Below are 17719 nucleotides of genomic sequence, written 5' to 3' on the forward strand. Positions count from 1 at the left end.
TTCTGCGAATTACTTCTGATTTTTCGCACGCGAGGCTGCACGACGACGTTCAGAAGCGTTCAGCTCAACCTTACGTACTCGTAGAACCTCCGGGGCTACTTCAACGCACTCGTCATTGCCGCAGAACTCCAAGGCTTCTTCCAACGACAAAGTCTTAGCTTTTGCCAGCGTAACGGTAGTGTCCGCGGAAGCTGCGCGCATATTCGTCAGCTTCTTTTCCTTCGTGATGTTGATGTCCATATCTTCATCACGGTTATTAGCACCGACGACCATGCCTTCATAAGCTTCGGCGCCCGGTTCAACGAAGAAGTTGCCACGATCAGCCAGCGACATCAAAGCAAACTGGGTGATCTTGCCCGAACGGTCAGCCACAAGCGAACCGGTTGCGCGCGACTTGATCTGCCCGGCCCAAACATCCATGCCATCAGACATGGAGTTCGCGATGCCGGTACCACGGGTTTCAGTCATAAACTGTGTGCGGAACCCAATCAGGCCACGGGCTGGAATACGGAAGACCATGCGAACCCAATCGCCTTCTTTGATGTCCATGGACTGCATCTGGCCTTTCCGGCCTGCCAATAGCTGGGTGACATTACCTTGGAATTCACCAGGCACGTCGATCGTGACGATCTCATAAGGCTCATGCACCTGTCCGTTAATCGTCTGTGTAACAACCTCTGGCTTACCAACGGTCAACTCAAAACCTTCGCGACGCATCGACTCAATGAGAACCGACAAAGCCATTTCGCCTCGTCCTTGCACTTCCCATGCATCTGGCTTTTCAGTCGGCAAAACGCGCAGCGAGACGTTACCAATGAGTTCCTGGTCCAGACGGTTTTTCAGCAACCGAGCTGTCATCTTGTCGCCACCGCCGCGTCCAGCCAACGGAGAAGTATTCACGCCAATCGTCATGGAGATTGCTGGCTCATCGACAGCGATACGAGGTAGCGCCTTTGGAGATTCTGGATCAGCGACGGTATCGCCGATCATGATTTCAGGAATACCTGAGATCGCAACGATGTCACCTGCAATAGCTTCTTGCGCTGGTTTGCGATCAAAGCCTTCTGTACGCAGCAGCTCGGCAACCTTGACATTGGTAGTCTTTTCGTTGCCGTCTTCGTCGTAGTGAATCCAGGCCACCTGCTGCCCTTTGGTAATCTTGCCTGCGTACACGCGTAGTAGCGCCAAACGGCCAAGAAAGTCCGAGGAGTCCAGGTTGGTGACATGCGCCTGCAACGGAGCATCAACGGTTGCAGATGGCTCCGGCAAAACGTCGTAAATGACATCGAACAGTGGTTGCAGATCTTCTGAATCTGGAACATTGCCATCTCCCGGATTTTCTGTCGAGGCCTTGCCTTCACGCCCAGACGCGTAAAGAACCGGCAAGTCCAGAAGTTCTTCCGCTGCTGCAGCGGCCTCTTCGTTTTCCAATCCGGCGGCGATTTCCAGCAACAAGTCCTGGGATTCTTGCACAACGGCATCGATGCGAGCGTCTGGGCGGTCAGTCTTGTTGACCGCGATGATCACCGGCAACTTCGCTTCCAACGCCTTGGTGAGAACGAAACGTGTCTGTGGAAGTGGCCCCTCGGCGGCATCGACAAGCAGAACTACACCGTCAACCATCGAGATTCCGCGTTCGACTTCACCACCAAAATCCGCGTGGCCCGGGGTATCAATGACGTTAATGATAAGGTCAGCACCGTCTTTACCAAGACCTTTACGGCGGACCGCGGTGTTTTTCGCGAGGATCGTAATGCCACGCTCTTTTTCCTGGTCATTCGAGTCCATGACGCGATCATTTACTTCGCCATGTTCGCCGAACGCTCCGGATTGCTCGAGCATCCCGTTGACGAGCGTGGTTTTGCCATGGTCGACGTGTGCGACGATTGCGACGTTGCGGAACTCAGTGTTCACAGTACTCCTGAAAAATCGTGGGTTTTAACGGTTCAACGATACTCCCCTTGCCCATTCGTTGCACCTTTTCTTTAATGCAATGCCCCCAATCCCCCATAAATCACAATACGAGCACCGAAAACCAATTGTCGTTTGCACCAGGCGGCTTGCACCATACGGCTAACCGTCTTGAGCTCTCTTGAGTTTTCTAAAGAAGCTTGCTCCAGGCTGCAGTTCACACGCGCGGATAACGATGGTTAGGTGACGGATAGAGCACAAATCTCGACATGAAGGCAATAACGCACCCCTATTGCAGATAAGGAACAACCCAACTAATGTTGTGAGAATTGTGAGCAATGTTTTTAGTGTTACTCATGTGACACCAAAGTGTCGACTACTTCGCTCCATTCATCTTATTCAACGGTAATTTCACAGCTATCGTTCACAGACCATTTCCCGGAGGAACACATGGTTGCAGCCCCCCGCACCCGCACAGTCATAGCTAGCATCGTCGCCAGCTGTGCCTTACTCGCGTCATCGGCACTGCAGGCTCACGCAGCCCCCCAAGCATCCAGTGTGTTACCTGCACCGAACCCTGCCTCGCAACAGGGACAACTGCTCAGTAGTCAACTCAACGATCTGTTTACCCGGTATTCTCCAGTCGATCACCTGGGGCGACCAACTCCGGAAACAGCCGCCCAAATCCGCGGTTTCGCGCACCAGCCATGGGTCCCGCCACAGGCAAAAGACGCCATCTTACAGGCACTGGATTTCGCAATCGGAGCAGGTGAAACTGGCGGACCGGATTTACCTAAACAAGGCCCACAATTCACGCAATTTGGCTGGCCTACGGTCGCCAGTTCCTGCATCAACGGCGCTCATAACAGCGTCGGTACAGCTATCGCAGTACCAGGCCCCGCAGACATTCCCTTGCCTGGCGCCAAAGCACATGAAACCGCTTTCTTGTTCACAGCATTAGGCACCGCACCCGCCGCACAACACCAAGATATGCGCGCTCATTGGTTCAACCTCTCCAATGGCAGGCGCGGCAGCATCAGTCTTGGAAACCACGGTATTAATCCAGAAGGGCCGGCAACCATTTCTGGTGTCGCGGACACCGGTCGCGGGATTATCGTGGTCTTACTAGAAGGCAGCGTCCACACAGAAGATAGCACCTGTAACTACTTCCCTACCGCCGCGATCATTACTAGCTAACACTTCACAGGTCACGATCATGCACCCCGTTAAACACGAAACCTTTGCCACCGAGAGCAAGGTGAATATCGACCCGAAAGGTTTTCACCGCCACGTCGATATTTATCGCACCACCGATTTCGGCTTATACATGGCCCGAGGTGCGGATCACCCACAATTCGGTTATCTCGAATCATGGCTGCTTCCAAAGCTGTCGTTGCGAATCAGCATTTTTCACTACCGTCCAGGCTTCGAAAGACCGCAAGATTTCTACATTGACATTGTCGAAATCAAAGACGCTGTCGAAAACAAACTTCCTACTGCTGAAAACACAGCAGGTGAACCATTGCCTGAGGAAGAATCGGCAACAACATCTACGGTGGCGAAAGTAGAACCGGCTTGGCACACTCGTGACCTCTACGTAGATATCGTCTCCCTCACCGGCCATCCAGTTGAGGTTCTCGATATCGATGAACTTGCGGAAGCCACCTCACAAGGTTTAGTTAGCGCCGACGACGCCGAACACGCAATTGAAGCAACTTTACGGGCTGTCGAAGGCATCACGCGGCATAACGACGATGTTCTAGCTTGGTTAAGGTCTCTGGATATGCCCATCTCCTGGGCCCACCCCGAATCGTTTACCCTGAGCCCTCCAATAGAGAGCTAGGCTAAAGCCAATGTGGGGCCACAAAATCGATGGAAGCTATTTAGGCACCCAGTAACAACGAGACTGCCATAATCGCCATTCCGGCAATCAAGCCATATATCGCGGCATGATGGCGGCCCGTAACCTCGGCCGTCGGCAGGAGTTTGTCCAAACTGATAAATACCATGACACCGGCTACAGAAGAGAACACGAAACCAAGTGCCACTGGTCCCATCACGGGCATAAGCAAAGCAAACCCAACAAACGCCCCCAGCGGTTCCGCCAACCCCGACAAGGTTGCTGCTGCCCACGCTTTCCACCGGGATCCTAGCGCTTCACGCAGCGGGATGGCTACCGCAATGCCTTCAGGAATATTATGGATCGCTATCGCCAACGCTACCCCCACCGCGATTTCTGGTTCTTCTAAACCCGCAATGAACGTCGCCAACCCTTCTGGGAAATTGTGAATTGCGATTGCCACGGCAGTAAAAACCCCGGTCTTCAGAAACCTACTACGTGCGTCTTTCTGAATCTGCAAAGGTTCATGGGGGTTGACGTCTTCTGGGACTAACCTGTCGACCACCAGGATCAGCGCTATGCCTGCGAAAAAGCCAGCAACCGCCCAACCACCGATACTCTCCATGGCCTTTGGTAAAATTTCCACAAACGAGACATACAACATAACGCCCGCAGATAAGCCCAAAGCTATCGCCATAAAAGCCGGACCTGGGCGTTTTTTCGCAACCGCAATCGCGCCCCCGATACCGGTAGAAAGCCCGGCTCCAAGGGTAAGTGCGAACGCAAATAAGATCGTGGAAGTTTCGTACATTCTTTTTATTAGACTTTATTCGACTGGTTAATTTAAGAAGCTCACTAAGCTGGTCAATTTCTGGTGTGCGGATGCAAGGTTTCTACCTACAATGCTTAACCAGGAGTTTATTGCAATACGCGGTATAAACCATGGTAGCCACACAAAACTATAAACACGATAAGCAGGGTGATCGAAGTGCAGTTTTTTCCGCTGCCTGCTAGCGCTGTCCACGTCAGTGACCCAATTCCAGCTGAGAAGGCGTTCAGCGCAGCCATTTTGAGCTTGCCAAGCATTCACGTGGCTCCGCCCAGCGGGCGGCACGCTCGCGCTGATGAGGACCATGCGAAACAGTTCGAGATTCCAGTAACTATGACGTTCCAGGGTAAATGGCGAATCAATGCGTCGAAGGGGATTATCGGCGTACTTCCCGACGTCGAGGCATTACGCCCATTGCGGACTCTCAAGATTGCAGCAACGGCACGCATTTCTCTCGATTCCGGGTATATAGACCTAGAAATTCTAGCTCCAATTGCACCGTGGATTGTCGCGGTAAATAACCCTGCAGGTCCGGTAACTGTGGGTTCACGATACTATCCCGTGCACTCTAGTTATGACATGCGTACTTACGGCACGTCACACATGTACGCAGTGGTTTCGGGTACCAGTGTGTTCATCGATGGCAATAAACTTGGCTCAATCCCTGTCACAGAGCCGATCGCTACCCCGCTCAACGTTCGGGCATATTGTTCGGAAGGACACGTGGTCGTCGCGCTTCCCCACGGTGACGGGCGTGTAGTAGAGATTCCTAGTCTTGCGCAACCACTGGACATCTACCCTGCAGCCACAATCTTGCAACCACTGCCGCACGGCCAACGCAGCATTCAACAACCTGCCAACCCAATTGGACCACAATCCTCGCCTTAAAGTTCATAAACCTTAAACTTAACGCGCGGGCTTTCCTTTAGGCTCTCACCACGTAAAATTAAGGGAATGAAGTCTTTAGCAGGCGGATGGTCCTCAAGTGCAGCCAAATATTTTTTATGGCATTCTAGCGAAGCAATAGCGGCTTGTTCATCATCGCAATCCACCCGATAAGCGTGGTCTGCAGCCACGTCATTCACTATCCAGAATTGCCGAGCGGACCAGGCCGGTTCTGGTAGCTCACGAAAGACCCACGGATTAGCGGCATCGCGGGCAGCATCGAGTGCTGCCAGTCCAGCTACCCGGTGATCAGCTTGGTTCAATCCCCAGGACAACTCCAAGCTCATGGGCAAAGTCACGACGGCATCAGGCTGAAATTGGCGAATTTTGCGTGCAATCGCCTTTCTTAATTCCAGACTATAAACGAGCTGACCGTCCAGGAAATCTAATATTTCCAGTGACTCCACGCCAATCGCATTACAGGCCTCGCGTTGTTCAGCAGCACGCAGCGGACCGCACTCTTCCGGCGTCATCGTCGCGATGCCGGCCTCGCCAGAGGTTAACAGCAAATAGGCGATCTCAATGTCTGAGTGCTTAATCCAAGCATGTGCGGCCGCAGAGAGACCATATTCGGGATCATCTGGGTGTGCCACAACAACCAGGATTTTCTTAATACCCGAAATATCTAACGGCGTTAATTCAGGTTCTGGTTGTTCTGGGGATTTGGATACTGCTGGTTGCGTCTCATTCATATTTACCTGGTTTCCCTAGGGCTTCACCGGCATTTCACGCTTTTTCACCCAGGCGACCACGCGATAAGTTACCGGCAATAAAACTGCTTCCATCGCCGTCTTCCAGACAAACCCTACGATTACGTAATTCACCAAATCCGATAATGTACTGATACCGATCGCGGTCGCTGCAATCAGGCAGAACACCAAGGTGTCACCGAATTCGCCAACGACAGTCGACCCCATCAACCGCTGCCATAATGGAGCGTTGGCATTGCGGTTTTTCATCGTGGTCAACACCCAGGCGTTGAGCAGCTGGCCAACAGCATAACCAGCCAGCGAAGCCGCCACAATCTGCGGAACCAACCCAAGAACTGTAGAGAATGCCTCTTGATTTTCGTAAAAATCAGCAGCTGGCAACCAAATGGCGACATAAAACGCTAGTACCGCCACTAATGCCGAGGCAAAACCTGTCCAAATGGCTACCCGAGTAGCTTTGAACCCATAGCATTCCGCCAAAACGTCGCCAATAATATAGGCGATTGGGAACAAGAAAAATGCGCCATCCGTAACTAGCGGACCTATCGTCACACCTTTACTGGCGGTTATATTCGAGATGACAAAAACAACGACGAACGCAGCCAGAAAAATTGGATATAGCCCGGCATGAATCGGAATGTAGCGAGCGTGGGCATCACCGGTGGTCTGCCGGGAAGCATCTTGCGGGGTGTTCTTTGTCATCTCGAAGTTCTTTCGGGTTGTTCCAGACGGCTGTGTTAAGCGCCGGTCTTCCAATCACATACGTCGCCATCTTGCATAACGTAGTCCTTGCCTTCCAGGCGCACTTTGCCAGCATTACGCGCTGCAACCATGGAGCCTGCCTCGTCGAGATCAGAGAAAGACACGATTTCACCTTTGATAAAGGTTTTTTCAAAGTCCGAGTGGATCACGCCCGCTGCCTGTGGGGCTGTAGCTCCCTGCTTGATAGTCCACGCACGGGCTTCTTTCGGTCCCGCGGTCAGATAGGTCTGGAGCCCGAGTGTCTCAAAACCAGCACGCGCGAGGGTGTTCAGCCCAGGCTCATTTTGCCCGACAGATTCCAACAATTCGGCTGCTTCGTCTTCTTCTAATTCGAGCAATTCAGTTTCGGTCTTTGCGTCCAAGAAGACGCAGTCGGCTGGCGCTACTAATTCTGCCAATTCGGCCCGCTTCGCCTCATCTGTCAGTACCTCTTCATCAGAATTAAAGACGTACAGAAACGGTTTAGTGGTCATCAAATGCAGATCACGCAAGGGAGCCAATTCAATCTCACCGTTTTTCGCAGCTGCGTACAGTGTGCGGTCGTCTTCCAATACTGAACGAGCTGTCTTCGCAGCTTCAACGACCTCGGTCAGGTCTTTATTCTTTTTGGCTTCTTTTTCCAGTCGCGGGAGGGCTTTTTCCAAAGTCTGCAAATCCGCAAGAATAAGCTCAGTATTAATGATGGAGATATCACTAGTTGGGTTGACCTTACCGTCAACATGGATCACGTTGTCATCGGCAAAGGCACGAACCACCTGGCAGATCGCATCGGCTTCGCGAATATTCGACAAGAACGCATTTCCCATGCCTTCACCTTCCGAAGCGCCTTTCACGATGCCGGCGATATCTACGAAGGAAACGATGGCTGGCAAAATCCGCTCAGAGGAGAAAATCTCCGCGAGCCGACGCAATCGTGGATCCGGAAGCTCCACCTGGCCGACGTTGGGCTCGATGGTGGCGAACGGATAATTCGCTGCCAGAATATCGCTACGGGTCAGGGCATTAAACAGAGTGGACTTGCCAACATTGGGCAATCCGACGATTCCTAAAGTAAGACTCACACGGCTCATCCTAACGTATTAGCTTTAGGTACTTCGAAGCCATCGCAGGATTGGAGTTAACTTGCCCAGGCAACGATCCCACAGCGCCCTGCGAGTGAATCTGCATCTGCGTTCTTCGCCTAGCAGCTAGGAATAAGGCATGATATTAGGCGTGAGTACGAAGCCAGACCGAGCACAAGATCGCCAGGAGCAAGAATCTGCTCCACAGGATATCGAGTGGTCAGATATCACGCCGCACCCACCCGGCGATCAAGTCGATCGTTCTGTGGTGCTCGGCCACGGCATTAAACAGGCCGCCACCTGGGCATTACGCCTAATTATCCTTGGTGCATTCATTTACTTTTTGGGCAGGATCGTCGGTCGCTTCTGGGCTGGCGTATTGCCGATTGCATTTGCATTAATCATCTGCACCATGCTGGCTCCGATCTCGCGCCAGCTAAGAAATGCAGGCTTTCCGAGTTCACTCGCGGCGCTAATAACCTTGAGCGGTTTCGTCAGCTTAGTAGGCGGAACTATATTCTTCATCGCCCCCGACTTCGTTCGTCAATCCCAAGGCCTTTACTTACAGACGGTGGAAGGCATTCAACGAGTGCAAGTCTGGTTACAAGGCCCACCTCTCCACCTCAATAGCGATGATCTCTCAAATTTCATTGAAGAGGTATTTACCTGGCTGCAAGAACAGGCCGACACCATCGTCGGCGGTGTTTTTGCTGGCATCGAAACAGCAACCTCAATGGTCATCACTCTATTTGTGGTTTTAGTTCTGACCTTTTTCTTCCTCAAAGATGGACATAAATTCCTACCTTGGCTGCGCCGCGCTACGGGTCGTCGTACTGGTTGGCACTTGACCGAACTCTTCACCCGAGCGTGGCTCACCCTGGGCGGATTTATCCGCGCACAAGCCTTAGTGTCTTTAATTGACGCCATCTTTATTGGTCTCGGGCTCGTTATCATCGGAGTTCCGCTGGCACTAGCACTGGCGATTATCACCTTTATGGCCGGCTTCATTCCCTTTGCCGGGGCGATTACCGCCGGAGCTTTATCGACGCTAATTGCGTTGGTGAGCCTTGGATTTACTGAAGCAATTATGGTGCTCATCGTGGTCGTCGCAGTCCAACAACTTGAGAGCAATATCCTCTCACCGTGGTTCCAGGCGCGCGCAATGAACTTACACCCAGTGGTCGTGTTAATTTCCGTAATTACTGGTACTGCACTGTTCAACCTAATCGGCGCATTCTTGGCAGTACCAGTCGCAGCAATGATCGCCGTCGGTTATCGTTACGTCCAAGACCTCCTCACCTTGAATTCTGGTGAGCGCCGCGCACGCGATATCACTTCGGTGACGATCGCTGGTGAGCTGGCCGCTAAATTCACCGAAGATAACGGACGCAACTTACGTCGTTCCTGGCGGCAAGACGGAAGCACACACGCCCATGCCCACGAGGATGCCGCGAAATACACCAAGGAAGCCACCATTCATCTCGACGATGATCTCGAAGATCAACTCGAAAAACGCATCAATTTAGACGCCCGACCAAGCATCAAAAAGTCCGACCGCCAACATCACCGCTTGGCCACCGACCGCGTGGAACGCTGGTGGGCAAAAATGTCCAAATCAAATAAACATAAGCATCAACCTGATGCCTGATCGCATTTCCCCTACTCTCCGCAGGCCATACCATGACCATTTCTACAGTTGCCATCGTTTCCGTATTTATTGCACTCGTGTTGGGCATCGCTCTCGGATGGTTCGCACACGGTAGCTTGCGCCCACACGGCACAATAAACGCCACTCGATCCCTTGACCGCCCGAAGTTTGCAGGAGACTCGGGGCTACTCAATGAAGAGTCAGTAAATCAACATCCCCCAGCCTCCCGGCCTGAACCTGGGCTCACGCCCGCGCTAGAATCTCTCGCAGTCGTGGAAAGATCGCTGGAAAGCATCAATGGGCAGTTGCGCACCATGGAATCCGAGCGCAGCCATACCGAGGCATCGCTGACCAGCCAAATTCAGGCACTATCACGCACATCTACGCGTTTAAACGAACGCACAGATCAGCTTGTAAACGCCCTGCGCAGCCCAAATGTCCGAGGCCGCTGGGGAGAGATGCAGCTCGAACGCGTCGTTGAGCTCGGGGGAATGGTTGAACACTGTGATTTCAGTGTGCAAACAAGCGCCAAGCTGGGAGAAAGACTCGTTCGCCCCGATATGGTTGTTCATTTAGCTGGAGGTCGGCAGATCATCGTCGATGCCAAAGTACCGTTCACGTCATATCTGGATGCTCTTGATACCGATGATCCGGAAGAACACGCCGGTTATTTGCGTCGACATGCTCACCTACTGCGCAACCACGTCGCAAATCTTTCAGCAAAACCCTATATTGATGCATTCCAACCCAGTCCAGAATTCGTGGTCATGTTCGTACCTGCGGACCCATTCCTTGATTCGGCACTCAATACCGACCCGGAATTACTCGAGTATGCATTTTCCAGAAACATTGTAATTGCAACACCGACTACACTATTTGGACTCCTACGTACGGTAGCTTTGGGCTGGCGACAAGAAGATTTTTCCGAAAAAGCCAAAGAAATTCATGAGCTGGGCCGTCAGCTATACTCGCGCTTAAATACGGTCAGCGAACATTACAATCGTGTCGGAAGGAGTTTGGACAAGGCTGTTGAAGCCTACAATTCCACGCTCTCTTCACTAGATTCCCGAGTGCAGGTTACTGCTCGACGATTAGCAGAAATGGGAGTGAGTTCACGAGAACCCACCAAGCCGTATCACGCAGCACACCGTGCACGGCGCAGCTCCACAGACTCTTCGCCTACGTATGTAGATGTCGCAGACTATCACGAATCTGACTTCCGCTAAGATGACCTACTGTGTCTACGCAGTCTCGAAGGTCCCCCGCGCCAGGTTTTTCCGGCCTGTCGTTGTCGCTTGCACTTGTACTAGTGCTGGCCGCCAGCGTGACAGGACTACTACTTAGCATCTTGTTTAATGGCCTTGGCTGGCCTTTCTTGTTGTGTTTTTTGCTTGCCGCGGTTTTCGTCACGCTCTTCGTAGAAGCAGAGTCGTTATTTCTGACCGTAGCGCCGCTTCCGCTAATTTTTGGTTTTTTCGCGTTCTCCACCTCCTGGGGCAACAACATCGCTTCAGCGCCAGACGGGGCCAAGGCTGCATCACGCACGATGGTATGGACCTCGATTTACGCCGTGGTCGAATATTTTCCCGCGCTAGCTTTGATCACCGTCATCTCCATCGGTATCGCTGTGGCTCGATTATTGCTACTAAACAGTCAAGCAAAGATACACGAGCGAAACAGAAGGCAGCAGCGCAGCCGTAATCGAGAATCTAATCGACGCAATATTCGCTCTAGTTCGCGCGCCCGCGAACGCACCAACCGTGTAACCGTAGAAGAATTGATGGCACGTAACCGTGCTGACAACGCTACTTCTTCCCCTGTGCGTTCATCACGGCTCCCCCGATCAACACGCCCAAGCAGTCAACTGGAAGCCAATGCCCGAAGGGCACAGGCTAGCGCACATGCGTCGAAGTCCGCTAATGAACCAACGGCATCCACAGAACGCATCCACCCAGCAGCTCCCACTCGTACGTCAGCGCGACGGGCAGGCGAAAGATCTTCGGCCTTCTCCCGGAGCAATAACCGGGATAATTAATGAACCAACCAGAATCTTAGTTTTGGACCTGCTTTTTCCGGTTACGGGCTGGACGGAGATCGCGCGGCAGTGAGAACTGGATCGTCTCGGTTGTCGTCGTCACTTCTTTCACATCAGAGAATCCACGCTCATCGAGCCATTGTATGACGTCACGAACCAGTAATTCTGGAACCGAAGCACCACAGGTCACACCAACGGTTTCCACACCGTCCAACCATTCTTCCTTGATCTCATCAGCAAAATCGACCAAGTACGACGCTTTAGAACCAGCATCAAGGGCAACTTCTACCAATCGTTTGGAATTCGAAGAGTTCGTCGATCCCACCACGATTACTAGTTCACACTGCGGGGCGATTGCACGAACAGATTCTTGGCGGTTTTGCGTCGCATAACAGATGTCATCACTCGGTGGGTTTTCTAGGTGCGGGAATCGTTCTCGCAATTTATTGACGATTTCCATGGTCTCCGTTACCGAGAGCGTGGTCTGTGAAAGCCAGACAATCTTTTCATCAACCAACGATTCCGGAAGCTTGTCAACCCCCTCCACACCGTCGACAAGATAGGTCACCTCTGGCGCATGCCCAGCGGTGCCTTCGACTTCTTCGTGGCCTTCGTGGCCGACCAGCAAAATATGATAGCCGTCGCGGGCGAAGCGTTCAGCCTCACGGTGTACTTTTGTCACCAGCGGGCAGGTGGCGTCAAGCGTAATCTGTTTTCGCTCACCAGCTTCAGCCCGCACCGCCGGCGAGATACCATGTGCAGAAAACACCAGGTGGGCGCCTTCTGGGGCCTCCGATGCTTCATTTACGAAGATAACGCCCCGCTTTTCAAAGGTCTTCACCACGTACTTGTTATGCACAATCTCTTTGCGCACATAGATCGGTGCTCCGTATTTTTCTAAGGCTTTTTCCACCGTTTCAACGGCGCGGTCCACACCAGCGCAGTAGCCGCGGGGTGCCGCGAGAAGAACATTGGGTTGTCGCTCAGCCTGTTCAGTCATGCCCTCCAGGGTATCCAATACGTCAACACCCAGTACAATGGGCAGCTGTTACCGGGTACAACCGCTACGCGCATCGTTGGACGAAGGGATCGTTGTTGAGTAAACCACCCGCTACATTAGAGAATCCATGGTCAGTCAGCACTGCCAATACCGAGATCAAGGGCTGGATTGAACGGCTCGGTTATTTGTGGGTCGAAGGCCAACTCACGCAGGTCAACATGAAACCGTCGTGGAAGCTGTCCTATCTCACTTTGCGCGACGTCAACCAGGAAATGTCGGTTTCTCTCACGACCTCCACACATTTACTACAAAATTTGCCTACTCCGATTAAAGATGGCGATCGCATCGTGGTGTACGGTAAGCCAGCGTTTTACGCAGGCCGTGGGTCGTTTTCATTATGGGTTACTGACATTCGGCATGTGGGGGTTGGTGAACTACTCGCTCGCATCGAAAATCTGCGTCGGCAGCTTGCCGCTGAAGGTCTTTTCGACGCCTCGAAAAAACTTCCGCTCCCTTATCTTCCCCGTACAGTGGGTCTGATTACCGGGCGCGGATCAGCTGCTGAACGTGACGTTCTTTCAGTAGCACGTGACCGCTGGCCTGCCGTGGACTTCCGCGTTATTAATACGGCAGTGCAGGGTGCCCAAGCGGTCAGTCAAGTAATAGACGCTCTCCAGCAGCTAGACGCCGACGACGAGGTTGATGTCATTATCATCGCACGTGGCGGCGGCAGCGTGGAAGACTTGTTACCGTTTTCCGAAGAAGCTCTGCAACGTGCAGTAGCAGCGGCACGCACACCCGTCGTTTCAGCAATCGGCCATGAACCAGATTCACCGGTTCTGGACAATGTCGCAGACCTACGTGCAGCGACTCCGACGGATGCGGCAAAGAGAGTCATCCCTGACGTCGCCGAGGAACGCGCGCTTCTCGACGAAGCACGCGCCCGAATGGCGCAGGCTATCGGACAGTGGGTAGCACACGAACGACAAAATCTGGATGCTTTATGCTCCCGCCCGGTGCTGGCAGACCCGCGTACCCCGATCAAAGCCCGGCACGACGAACTCGAAAATGCATTAGCTGCTATTCGCCGGGAAATCCGTCATGTCGTTGGCCAGGAAAGCTCGCGGGTTGCAGCTCTACGCGGACAGGTTTCTGCGCTCGGGCCAGCATCCACATTAGAACGTGGTTATTCAATCGTGCAGGTACTGCCTCGTGATGGCGATCCAGAGGTTGTAACCACGATTGCACAAGCACCTCCTGGTTCTCAATTACGCATTCGCGTCGCCGACGGCTCGATCACTGCGGCGGGTATGGGAACCCAGCATGCGGATTAGGCAACGAGCAGTCCCCTCCTCATGCCATTAACTTGTTGCTGAGTCCCTGTACCTTGCGTTAACTCTGTAATTATTTATTTCGAAAGGCTGTACAATGAACGATTCTTTTGGTACCGGAAATCCTTCCCCAGAGCGCCCAGTTGATGAACTCAGCTATGAACAAGCCCGTGACGAGCTGATTGAGACCGTCAAAATTTTGGAATTAGGTCAGATGGGGCTTGACGAATCGCTAAAGTACTGGGAACGTGGCGAGGCCTTAGCCAAGCGTTGCGAACAGCATCTAGATCGGGCAAACCGCCGTGTTGACGAGGCAATGAGTACTAGGAATAGCGCAGGAGATGAATCTGGCGCACAGAATCGGGATTCTGGCACCGATCACGGCGAATAAGGATAAAACACGTTATTGAGCACGCAGAACGATACCCGGATTGATTTCCTCTATCTATCCGAACAGGACATGGTTGACGCACAAGTCACAGATTCTGCCCAATGCGTCAAGACTATGGAGGAAACTCTTATGCTGCTTGCCGACGAAGACGCCGGAATTACCGGAATAGCCGACCACCCCAAAAGAAACTTCTGCGAGGAACAGACATCGCCGTCACTACTGTGACCGAGTTACTCGTTTTTTTCGAAGCACATTCCGTCGAGTATTTGGATATGCGTTTTACAGATCTGCGCGGCACCGAGCATGCATTGACCATTCCGGCAAATACTTTTACTGAGGCTTCAGCGGTAGCGGGGTTTGCCTTTGACGGTTCGTCGATTGATGGTTTCACTACCACCAATGAACCCGACATGATTCTGCGCCCAGATATTTCCACCGCGTATATTGATCCGTTTCGTGCGCACAAGACTGTCAATATGAAGTTTTTCGTGCACAAGTCGGCCTCCGACGGCACACCCTATTCCCGGGATCCACGCAGCATTGCCCGTCGCGCTGAAGAATACTTGCAAGACACTTGCATTGCCGACACCTGTTATATCGGGTGCGAGGCGGAATTTTTCGTGTTCGATTCCGTGCGCTATTCCACTTCAGTTAATACTGCATTCCACCACGTCGATTCTGATGAGGGCGGGTGGCGTTCTGGCGAAAAGACCATGATCAACGGGGATCTGAACCGCGGAAACCAAATCCAAATTAACGACGGCCGCTTCCCCGCCGCCCCATATGACAAAACCATTCCGGTTCGTGATGAAATCGCACATCACTTGACGGGGTGCGGGTTTGCAGTAGAGCGGTTCCATCACGAGATCGCTACAGGCGGTGCGCAAAAGGTCGAGTACAGGTTCAATACCTTGTTGGCTGCTGGCGATGATTTGCAGACCTTCAAATACATCGTGAAGAACACAGCCGAGTCTATGGGGCGGACTGCAACGTTCATGCCTAAGCCATTAGAATCCCGGCTGTAGGAAATAACCCGGATGTCAAGCGCTTAGAATTCCGTGCGCCAGATCCTTCAGGGAATCCGTATCTAGGTTTTGCCGCGCAGCTACTAGCAGGCTTGGATGGTATTCAGAACCAGATTGATCCAGGCAACCCTGTTGATTTCGATTCGTCTGACTCGTCTAGCTTGTCTGACGTCAGCTTCTCCAAAGCAAAAACAGTTGCGCAAGTGCCGTATTCACTGGAACGGTCCTTAGAAGCTTTGGACAATGACCGAGAATTCCTAACGCGCACAGGCGTGTTCAGCGACTCTTTGCTTGACGCTCATATCCGGTTGAAATACGACAAAGAAATTATGCCGCTGCGTGAAGGGCCTACCCCAAAAGAATTTGAGCTCTATTACAACGTGTAGTGCGCTACCTATGCAGGCTGGTAGGCGTCGGCCTGCAGGGTGTTTGCAATGATCGTGGTGAACTCGTCGTCAGAAGCAACCCCGTCAAATAGCAACGTGGTGCCGTTTTTCTCCACTCCCCACAGCCTGCTTACGGAAGCATCGTCAGAAGATTTCACGGTCACCTCGCGGCCGACAATCTGACGCGCTTCTTGGTTCGGACGATATTTGCTGTCAAATTTCTGCAACGCTTGCGCAAGTGGCACGCCTGTTTGCGCAATTTGGATGAAACCGCGCTCTGCTGTCACCCATCCAACGACACTGGAGGTTTCGCCGTCGATCAGTTTGCGGCGCGCTGAGTTCGGAACCCAATCCTGTGGGGCCTCCGGGAAGTAGATGTCGTACGCACTAGCACGGGCTTCATTATCGATAAACGCCTGCGGGTCTACTTCGCGCACCGGCTCGAATTCTGGCTCCCCTGGGCTATAAGACCAGAGCCCTGTAGGAGCTACTACCACAATCATGGCAATAACAATGACGGCGACAGAGATAAACATGTCTCGGCCACCTTGAAAAATTGCGGTTTTTTTAGATTCGCCAGCCACGTCCAACAGTATGGCACGTTTAGCTATTAGAGGTGGTAATTCCAGGCGCGAATTCACAACGAATTCACAACGCCCAGCGATGTGTTCAATTAACCATGCGATCGGCTGACTCACACATTTCATCGGCTTTATTAGCGGCTTATTGGGTGTGCCCCACAACGGTTGACTATTTTAGTGGAACAATGGGAGGCACGTTTATGCCCAAGCTAGAACCCAGGAGGATTTATGTCCGCTCCCACCTCGTATATCCCTGATCGCAACCTCGCCATGGAATTAGTCCGCGTTACCGAAGCCGCAGCTTTGGCCTCGGGGCGCTGGGTAGGTCGCGGACAGAAAAATGAGGGCGACGGTGCTGCAGTCGATGCCATGCGCAGCCTGATTAACTCGGTGCATATGGACGGCGTCGTTGTGATTGGCGAGGGCGAAAAAGATGAGGCTCCAATGCTCTACAATGGCGAAAACGTTGGCACCGGCGAAGGCCCAAAGGTAGATATCGCAGTAGACCCGGTTGATGGCACGCGATTGATGGCAGAAGGTCGCCCAAATGCCATTTCCGTCATTGCAGCTGCAGAGCGTGGAACAATGTTCGATCCATCCGCGGTCTTCTACATGAACAAGATCGCAGTTGGCCCAGAAGCACGTGGTGCGATCGACATCAATGCTTCGGTAGCTGACAACGTAGCCGCCGTCGCTAAGGCCAAAGGCATCAAGGTTGCGGAAATCAACGTCGTAGTCTTGGATCGCCCGCGCCACGAGAAATTGATTAAAGAAATTCGTGAAGCTGGTGCCAAAGTACGTCTCATTATGGATGGCGATGTTGCTGGCGCAATTGCCGCTGCACAATCGCATGATTCCAACAGTGTTGACATGATGATGGGCATCGGCGGCACCCCAGAAGGCATCATTACCGCCTGCGCGATGAAATGTATGGGCGGTGAAATCCAGGGCAAGTTGTGGCCACAAAGCGAGGAAGAAGCAGAAAAGGCGCGCGCTGCCGGGCACGACTTGGACAAGGTTCTAACTACTGACGACTTGGTTTCGTCGGACAACTGCTACTTCGCCGCCACCGGCGTGACTGATGGCGATATGGTCCGTGGGGTTTCTTATCGTCCTGCCGGCGCTGTCACACGTAGCTTGGTGATGCGTTCGAAATCCGGCACAACCCGTTATGTCGAATCAATTCACCAGCTCGCTAAGCTGCAGGAATACTCCGTGATTGATTACAGCAGCAAATAAGCAACAATTTATACGGGAAATAATT

General features: G+C 52.6%; 17 protein-coding genes and 1 pseudogene. 11 read left to right on the forward strand and 7 right to left on the reverse strand.

Annotated features, from left to right (window positions below; all coding sequences use genetic code 11):
- Positions 1–9: 9 nt before the first annotated feature.
- On the reverse strand, positions 10–1914 hold the full coding sequence (typA, locus tag HMPREF1292_RS09450; protein WP_021353033.1) for a translational GTPase TypA: 1905 nt from the start codon (positions 1912–1914) through the stop codon (positions 10–12).
- 447 nt (positions 1915–2361) lie between these two features.
- Between typA and HMPREF1292_RS09455 the strand changes: the two genes are divergently transcribed.
- Both HMPREF1292_RS09455 and HMPREF1292_RS09460 read left to right on the forward strand, forming a co-directional pair.
- Positions 2362–3108: a hypothetical protein gene (locus tag HMPREF1292_RS09455; RefSeq protein ID WP_023019685.1), complete on the forward strand. Its 747-nt coding sequence runs from the start codon at positions 2362–2364 to the stop codon at positions 3106–3108.
- Between the two features lie 19 nt (positions 3109–3127).
- On the forward strand, positions 3128–3754 hold the full coding sequence (locus HMPREF1292_RS09460) for a DUF402 domain-containing protein (protein WP_023019686.1): 627 nt from the start codon (positions 3128–3130) through the stop codon (positions 3752–3754).
- 40 nt (positions 3755–3794) lie between these two features.
- Here HMPREF1292_RS09460 and zupT read toward each other — a convergent pair whose 3' ends face one another.
- Positions 3795–4562 carry a zinc transporter ZupT gene (zupT, locus tag HMPREF1292_RS09465; protein ID WP_021353030.1) on the reverse strand — a complete coding sequence of 256 codons (768 nt, stop codon included), beginning with the start codon at positions 4560–4562 and terminating at the stop codon, positions 3795–3797.
- 168 nt (positions 4563–4730) lie between these two features.
- On the opposite strand from zupT, the gene HMPREF1292_RS09470 reads away from it, so the two are divergent.
- A complete protein-coding gene (locus HMPREF1292_RS09470; RefSeq protein ID WP_034645274.1) occupies positions 4731–5468 on the forward strand; it encodes a hypothetical protein in 738 nt (245 codons plus the stop codon).
- Here HMPREF1292_RS09470 and HMPREF1292_RS09475 read toward each other — a convergent pair.
- The 3 genes from HMPREF1292_RS09475 to ychF are packed head-to-tail and all read right to left on the reverse strand — an operon-like array spanning position 5465 to position 8058.
- Positions 5465–6217 (reverse strand): PIG-L deacetylase family protein, encoded by a 753-nt coding sequence (locus HMPREF1292_RS09475; protein WP_023019688.1) that lies wholly within the window; start codon positions 6215–6217, stop codon positions 5465–5467. The genes HMPREF1292_RS09470 and HMPREF1292_RS09475 overlap by 4 nt on opposite strands.
- Before the next feature lie 15 nt (positions 6218–6232).
- Positions 6233–6937: a queuosine precursor transporter gene (locus HMPREF1292_RS09480; RefSeq protein WP_023019689.1), complete on the reverse strand. Its 705-nt coding sequence runs from the start codon at positions 6935–6937 to the stop codon at positions 6233–6235.
- Between the two features lie 35 nt (positions 6938–6972).
- On the reverse strand, positions 6973–8058 hold the full coding sequence (gene ychF, locus HMPREF1292_RS09485; protein WP_021353026.1) for a redox-regulated ATPase YchF: 1086 nt from the start codon (positions 8056–8058) through the stop codon (positions 6973–6975).
- A gap of 151 nt (positions 8059–8209) precedes the next feature.
- On the opposite strand from ychF, the gene HMPREF1292_RS09490 reads away from it, so the two are divergent.
- The 3 genes from HMPREF1292_RS09490 to HMPREF1292_RS09500 are packed head-to-tail and all read left to right on the forward strand — an operon-like array spanning position 8210 to position 11741.
- Positions 8210–9706 carry an AI-2E family transporter gene (locus HMPREF1292_RS09490; protein ID WP_034646178.1) on the forward strand — a complete coding sequence of 499 codons (1497 nt, stop codon included), beginning with the start codon at positions 8210–8212 and terminating at the stop codon, positions 9704–9706.
- A 32-nt stretch (positions 9707–9738) separates the two neighbouring features.
- Entirely contained in the window at positions 9739–10932 is a 1194-nt protein-coding gene (locus tag HMPREF1292_RS09495) for a DNA recombination protein RmuC (protein ID WP_023019691.1), read from the forward strand.
- Positions 10933–10943: 11 nt separating this feature from the next.
- The gene (locus HMPREF1292_RS09500; protein WP_023019692.1) at positions 10944–11741 is read left to right on the forward strand and encodes a DUF6542 domain-containing protein; all 798 of its coding nucleotides are present in this window, start codon (positions 10944–10946) and stop codon (positions 11739–11741) included.
- Between the two features lie 16 nt (positions 11742–11757).
- Here the strand turns inward: HMPREF1292_RS09500 and HMPREF1292_RS09505 are convergent, their stop codons facing one another.
- The gene (locus tag HMPREF1292_RS09505) at positions 11758–12741 is read right to left on the reverse strand and encodes a 4-hydroxy-3-methylbut-2-enyl diphosphate reductase (RefSeq protein WP_023019693.1); all 984 of its coding nucleotides are present in this window, start codon (positions 12739–12741) and stop codon (positions 11758–11760) included.
- A 95-nt stretch (positions 12742–12836) separates the two neighbouring features.
- On the opposite strand from HMPREF1292_RS09505, the gene xseA reads away from it, so the two are divergent.
- The 4 genes and pseudogenes from xseA (at position 12837) to HMPREF1292_RS09520 (ending at position 15874) form a co-directional block, all read left to right on the forward strand.
- Positions 12837–14075: an exodeoxyribonuclease VII large subunit gene (gene xseA, locus HMPREF1292_RS09510; protein WP_034646183.1), complete on the forward strand. Its 1239-nt coding sequence runs from the start codon at positions 12837–12839 to the stop codon at positions 14073–14075.
- 94 nt (positions 14076–14169) lie between these two features.
- On the forward strand, positions 14170–14463 hold the full coding sequence (locus HMPREF1292_RS09515) for an exodeoxyribonuclease VII small subunit (protein WP_021353020.1): 294 nt from the start codon (positions 14170–14172) through the stop codon (positions 14461–14463).
- Positions 14464–14478: 15 nt separating this feature from the next.
- Positions 14479–14688, forward strand: a complete 210-nt coding sequence (locus HMPREF1292_RS11625; RefSeq protein ID WP_084526798.1) for a hypothetical protein — start codon at positions 14479–14481, stop codon at positions 14686–14688.
- Positions 14670–15874: pseudogene (locus HMPREF1292_RS09520) on the forward strand (glutamine synthetase beta-grasp domain-containing protein). The gene HMPREF1292_RS11625 and the pseudogene HMPREF1292_RS09520 overlap by 19 nt, the downstream one beginning before the upstream one ends.
- Before the next feature lie 8 nt (positions 15875–15882).
- Here the strand turns inward: HMPREF1292_RS09520 and HMPREF1292_RS09525 are convergent.
- The gene (locus HMPREF1292_RS09525; protein ID WP_023019697.1) at positions 15883–16581 is read right to left on the reverse strand and encodes a DUF4245 domain-containing protein; all 699 of its coding nucleotides are present in this window, start codon (positions 16579–16581) and stop codon (positions 15883–15885) included.
- A 102-nt stretch (positions 16582–16683) separates the two neighbouring features.
- On the opposite strand from HMPREF1292_RS09525, the gene glpX reads away from it, so the two are divergent.
- Positions 16684–17694, forward strand: a complete 1011-nt coding sequence (gene glpX / locus HMPREF1292_RS09530) for a class II fructose-bisphosphatase (RefSeq protein ID WP_023019698.1) — start codon at positions 16684–16686, stop codon at positions 17692–17694.
- The last annotated feature ends 25 nt before the right edge of the window (positions 17695–17719 follow it).

Source organism: Corynebacterium sp. KPL1995, from assembly GCF_000477935.1.
In the GTDB taxonomy this organism is placed as follows: domain Bacteria; phylum Actinomycetota; class Actinomycetes; order Mycobacteriales; family Mycobacteriaceae; genus Corynebacterium; species Corynebacterium pseudodiphtheriticum.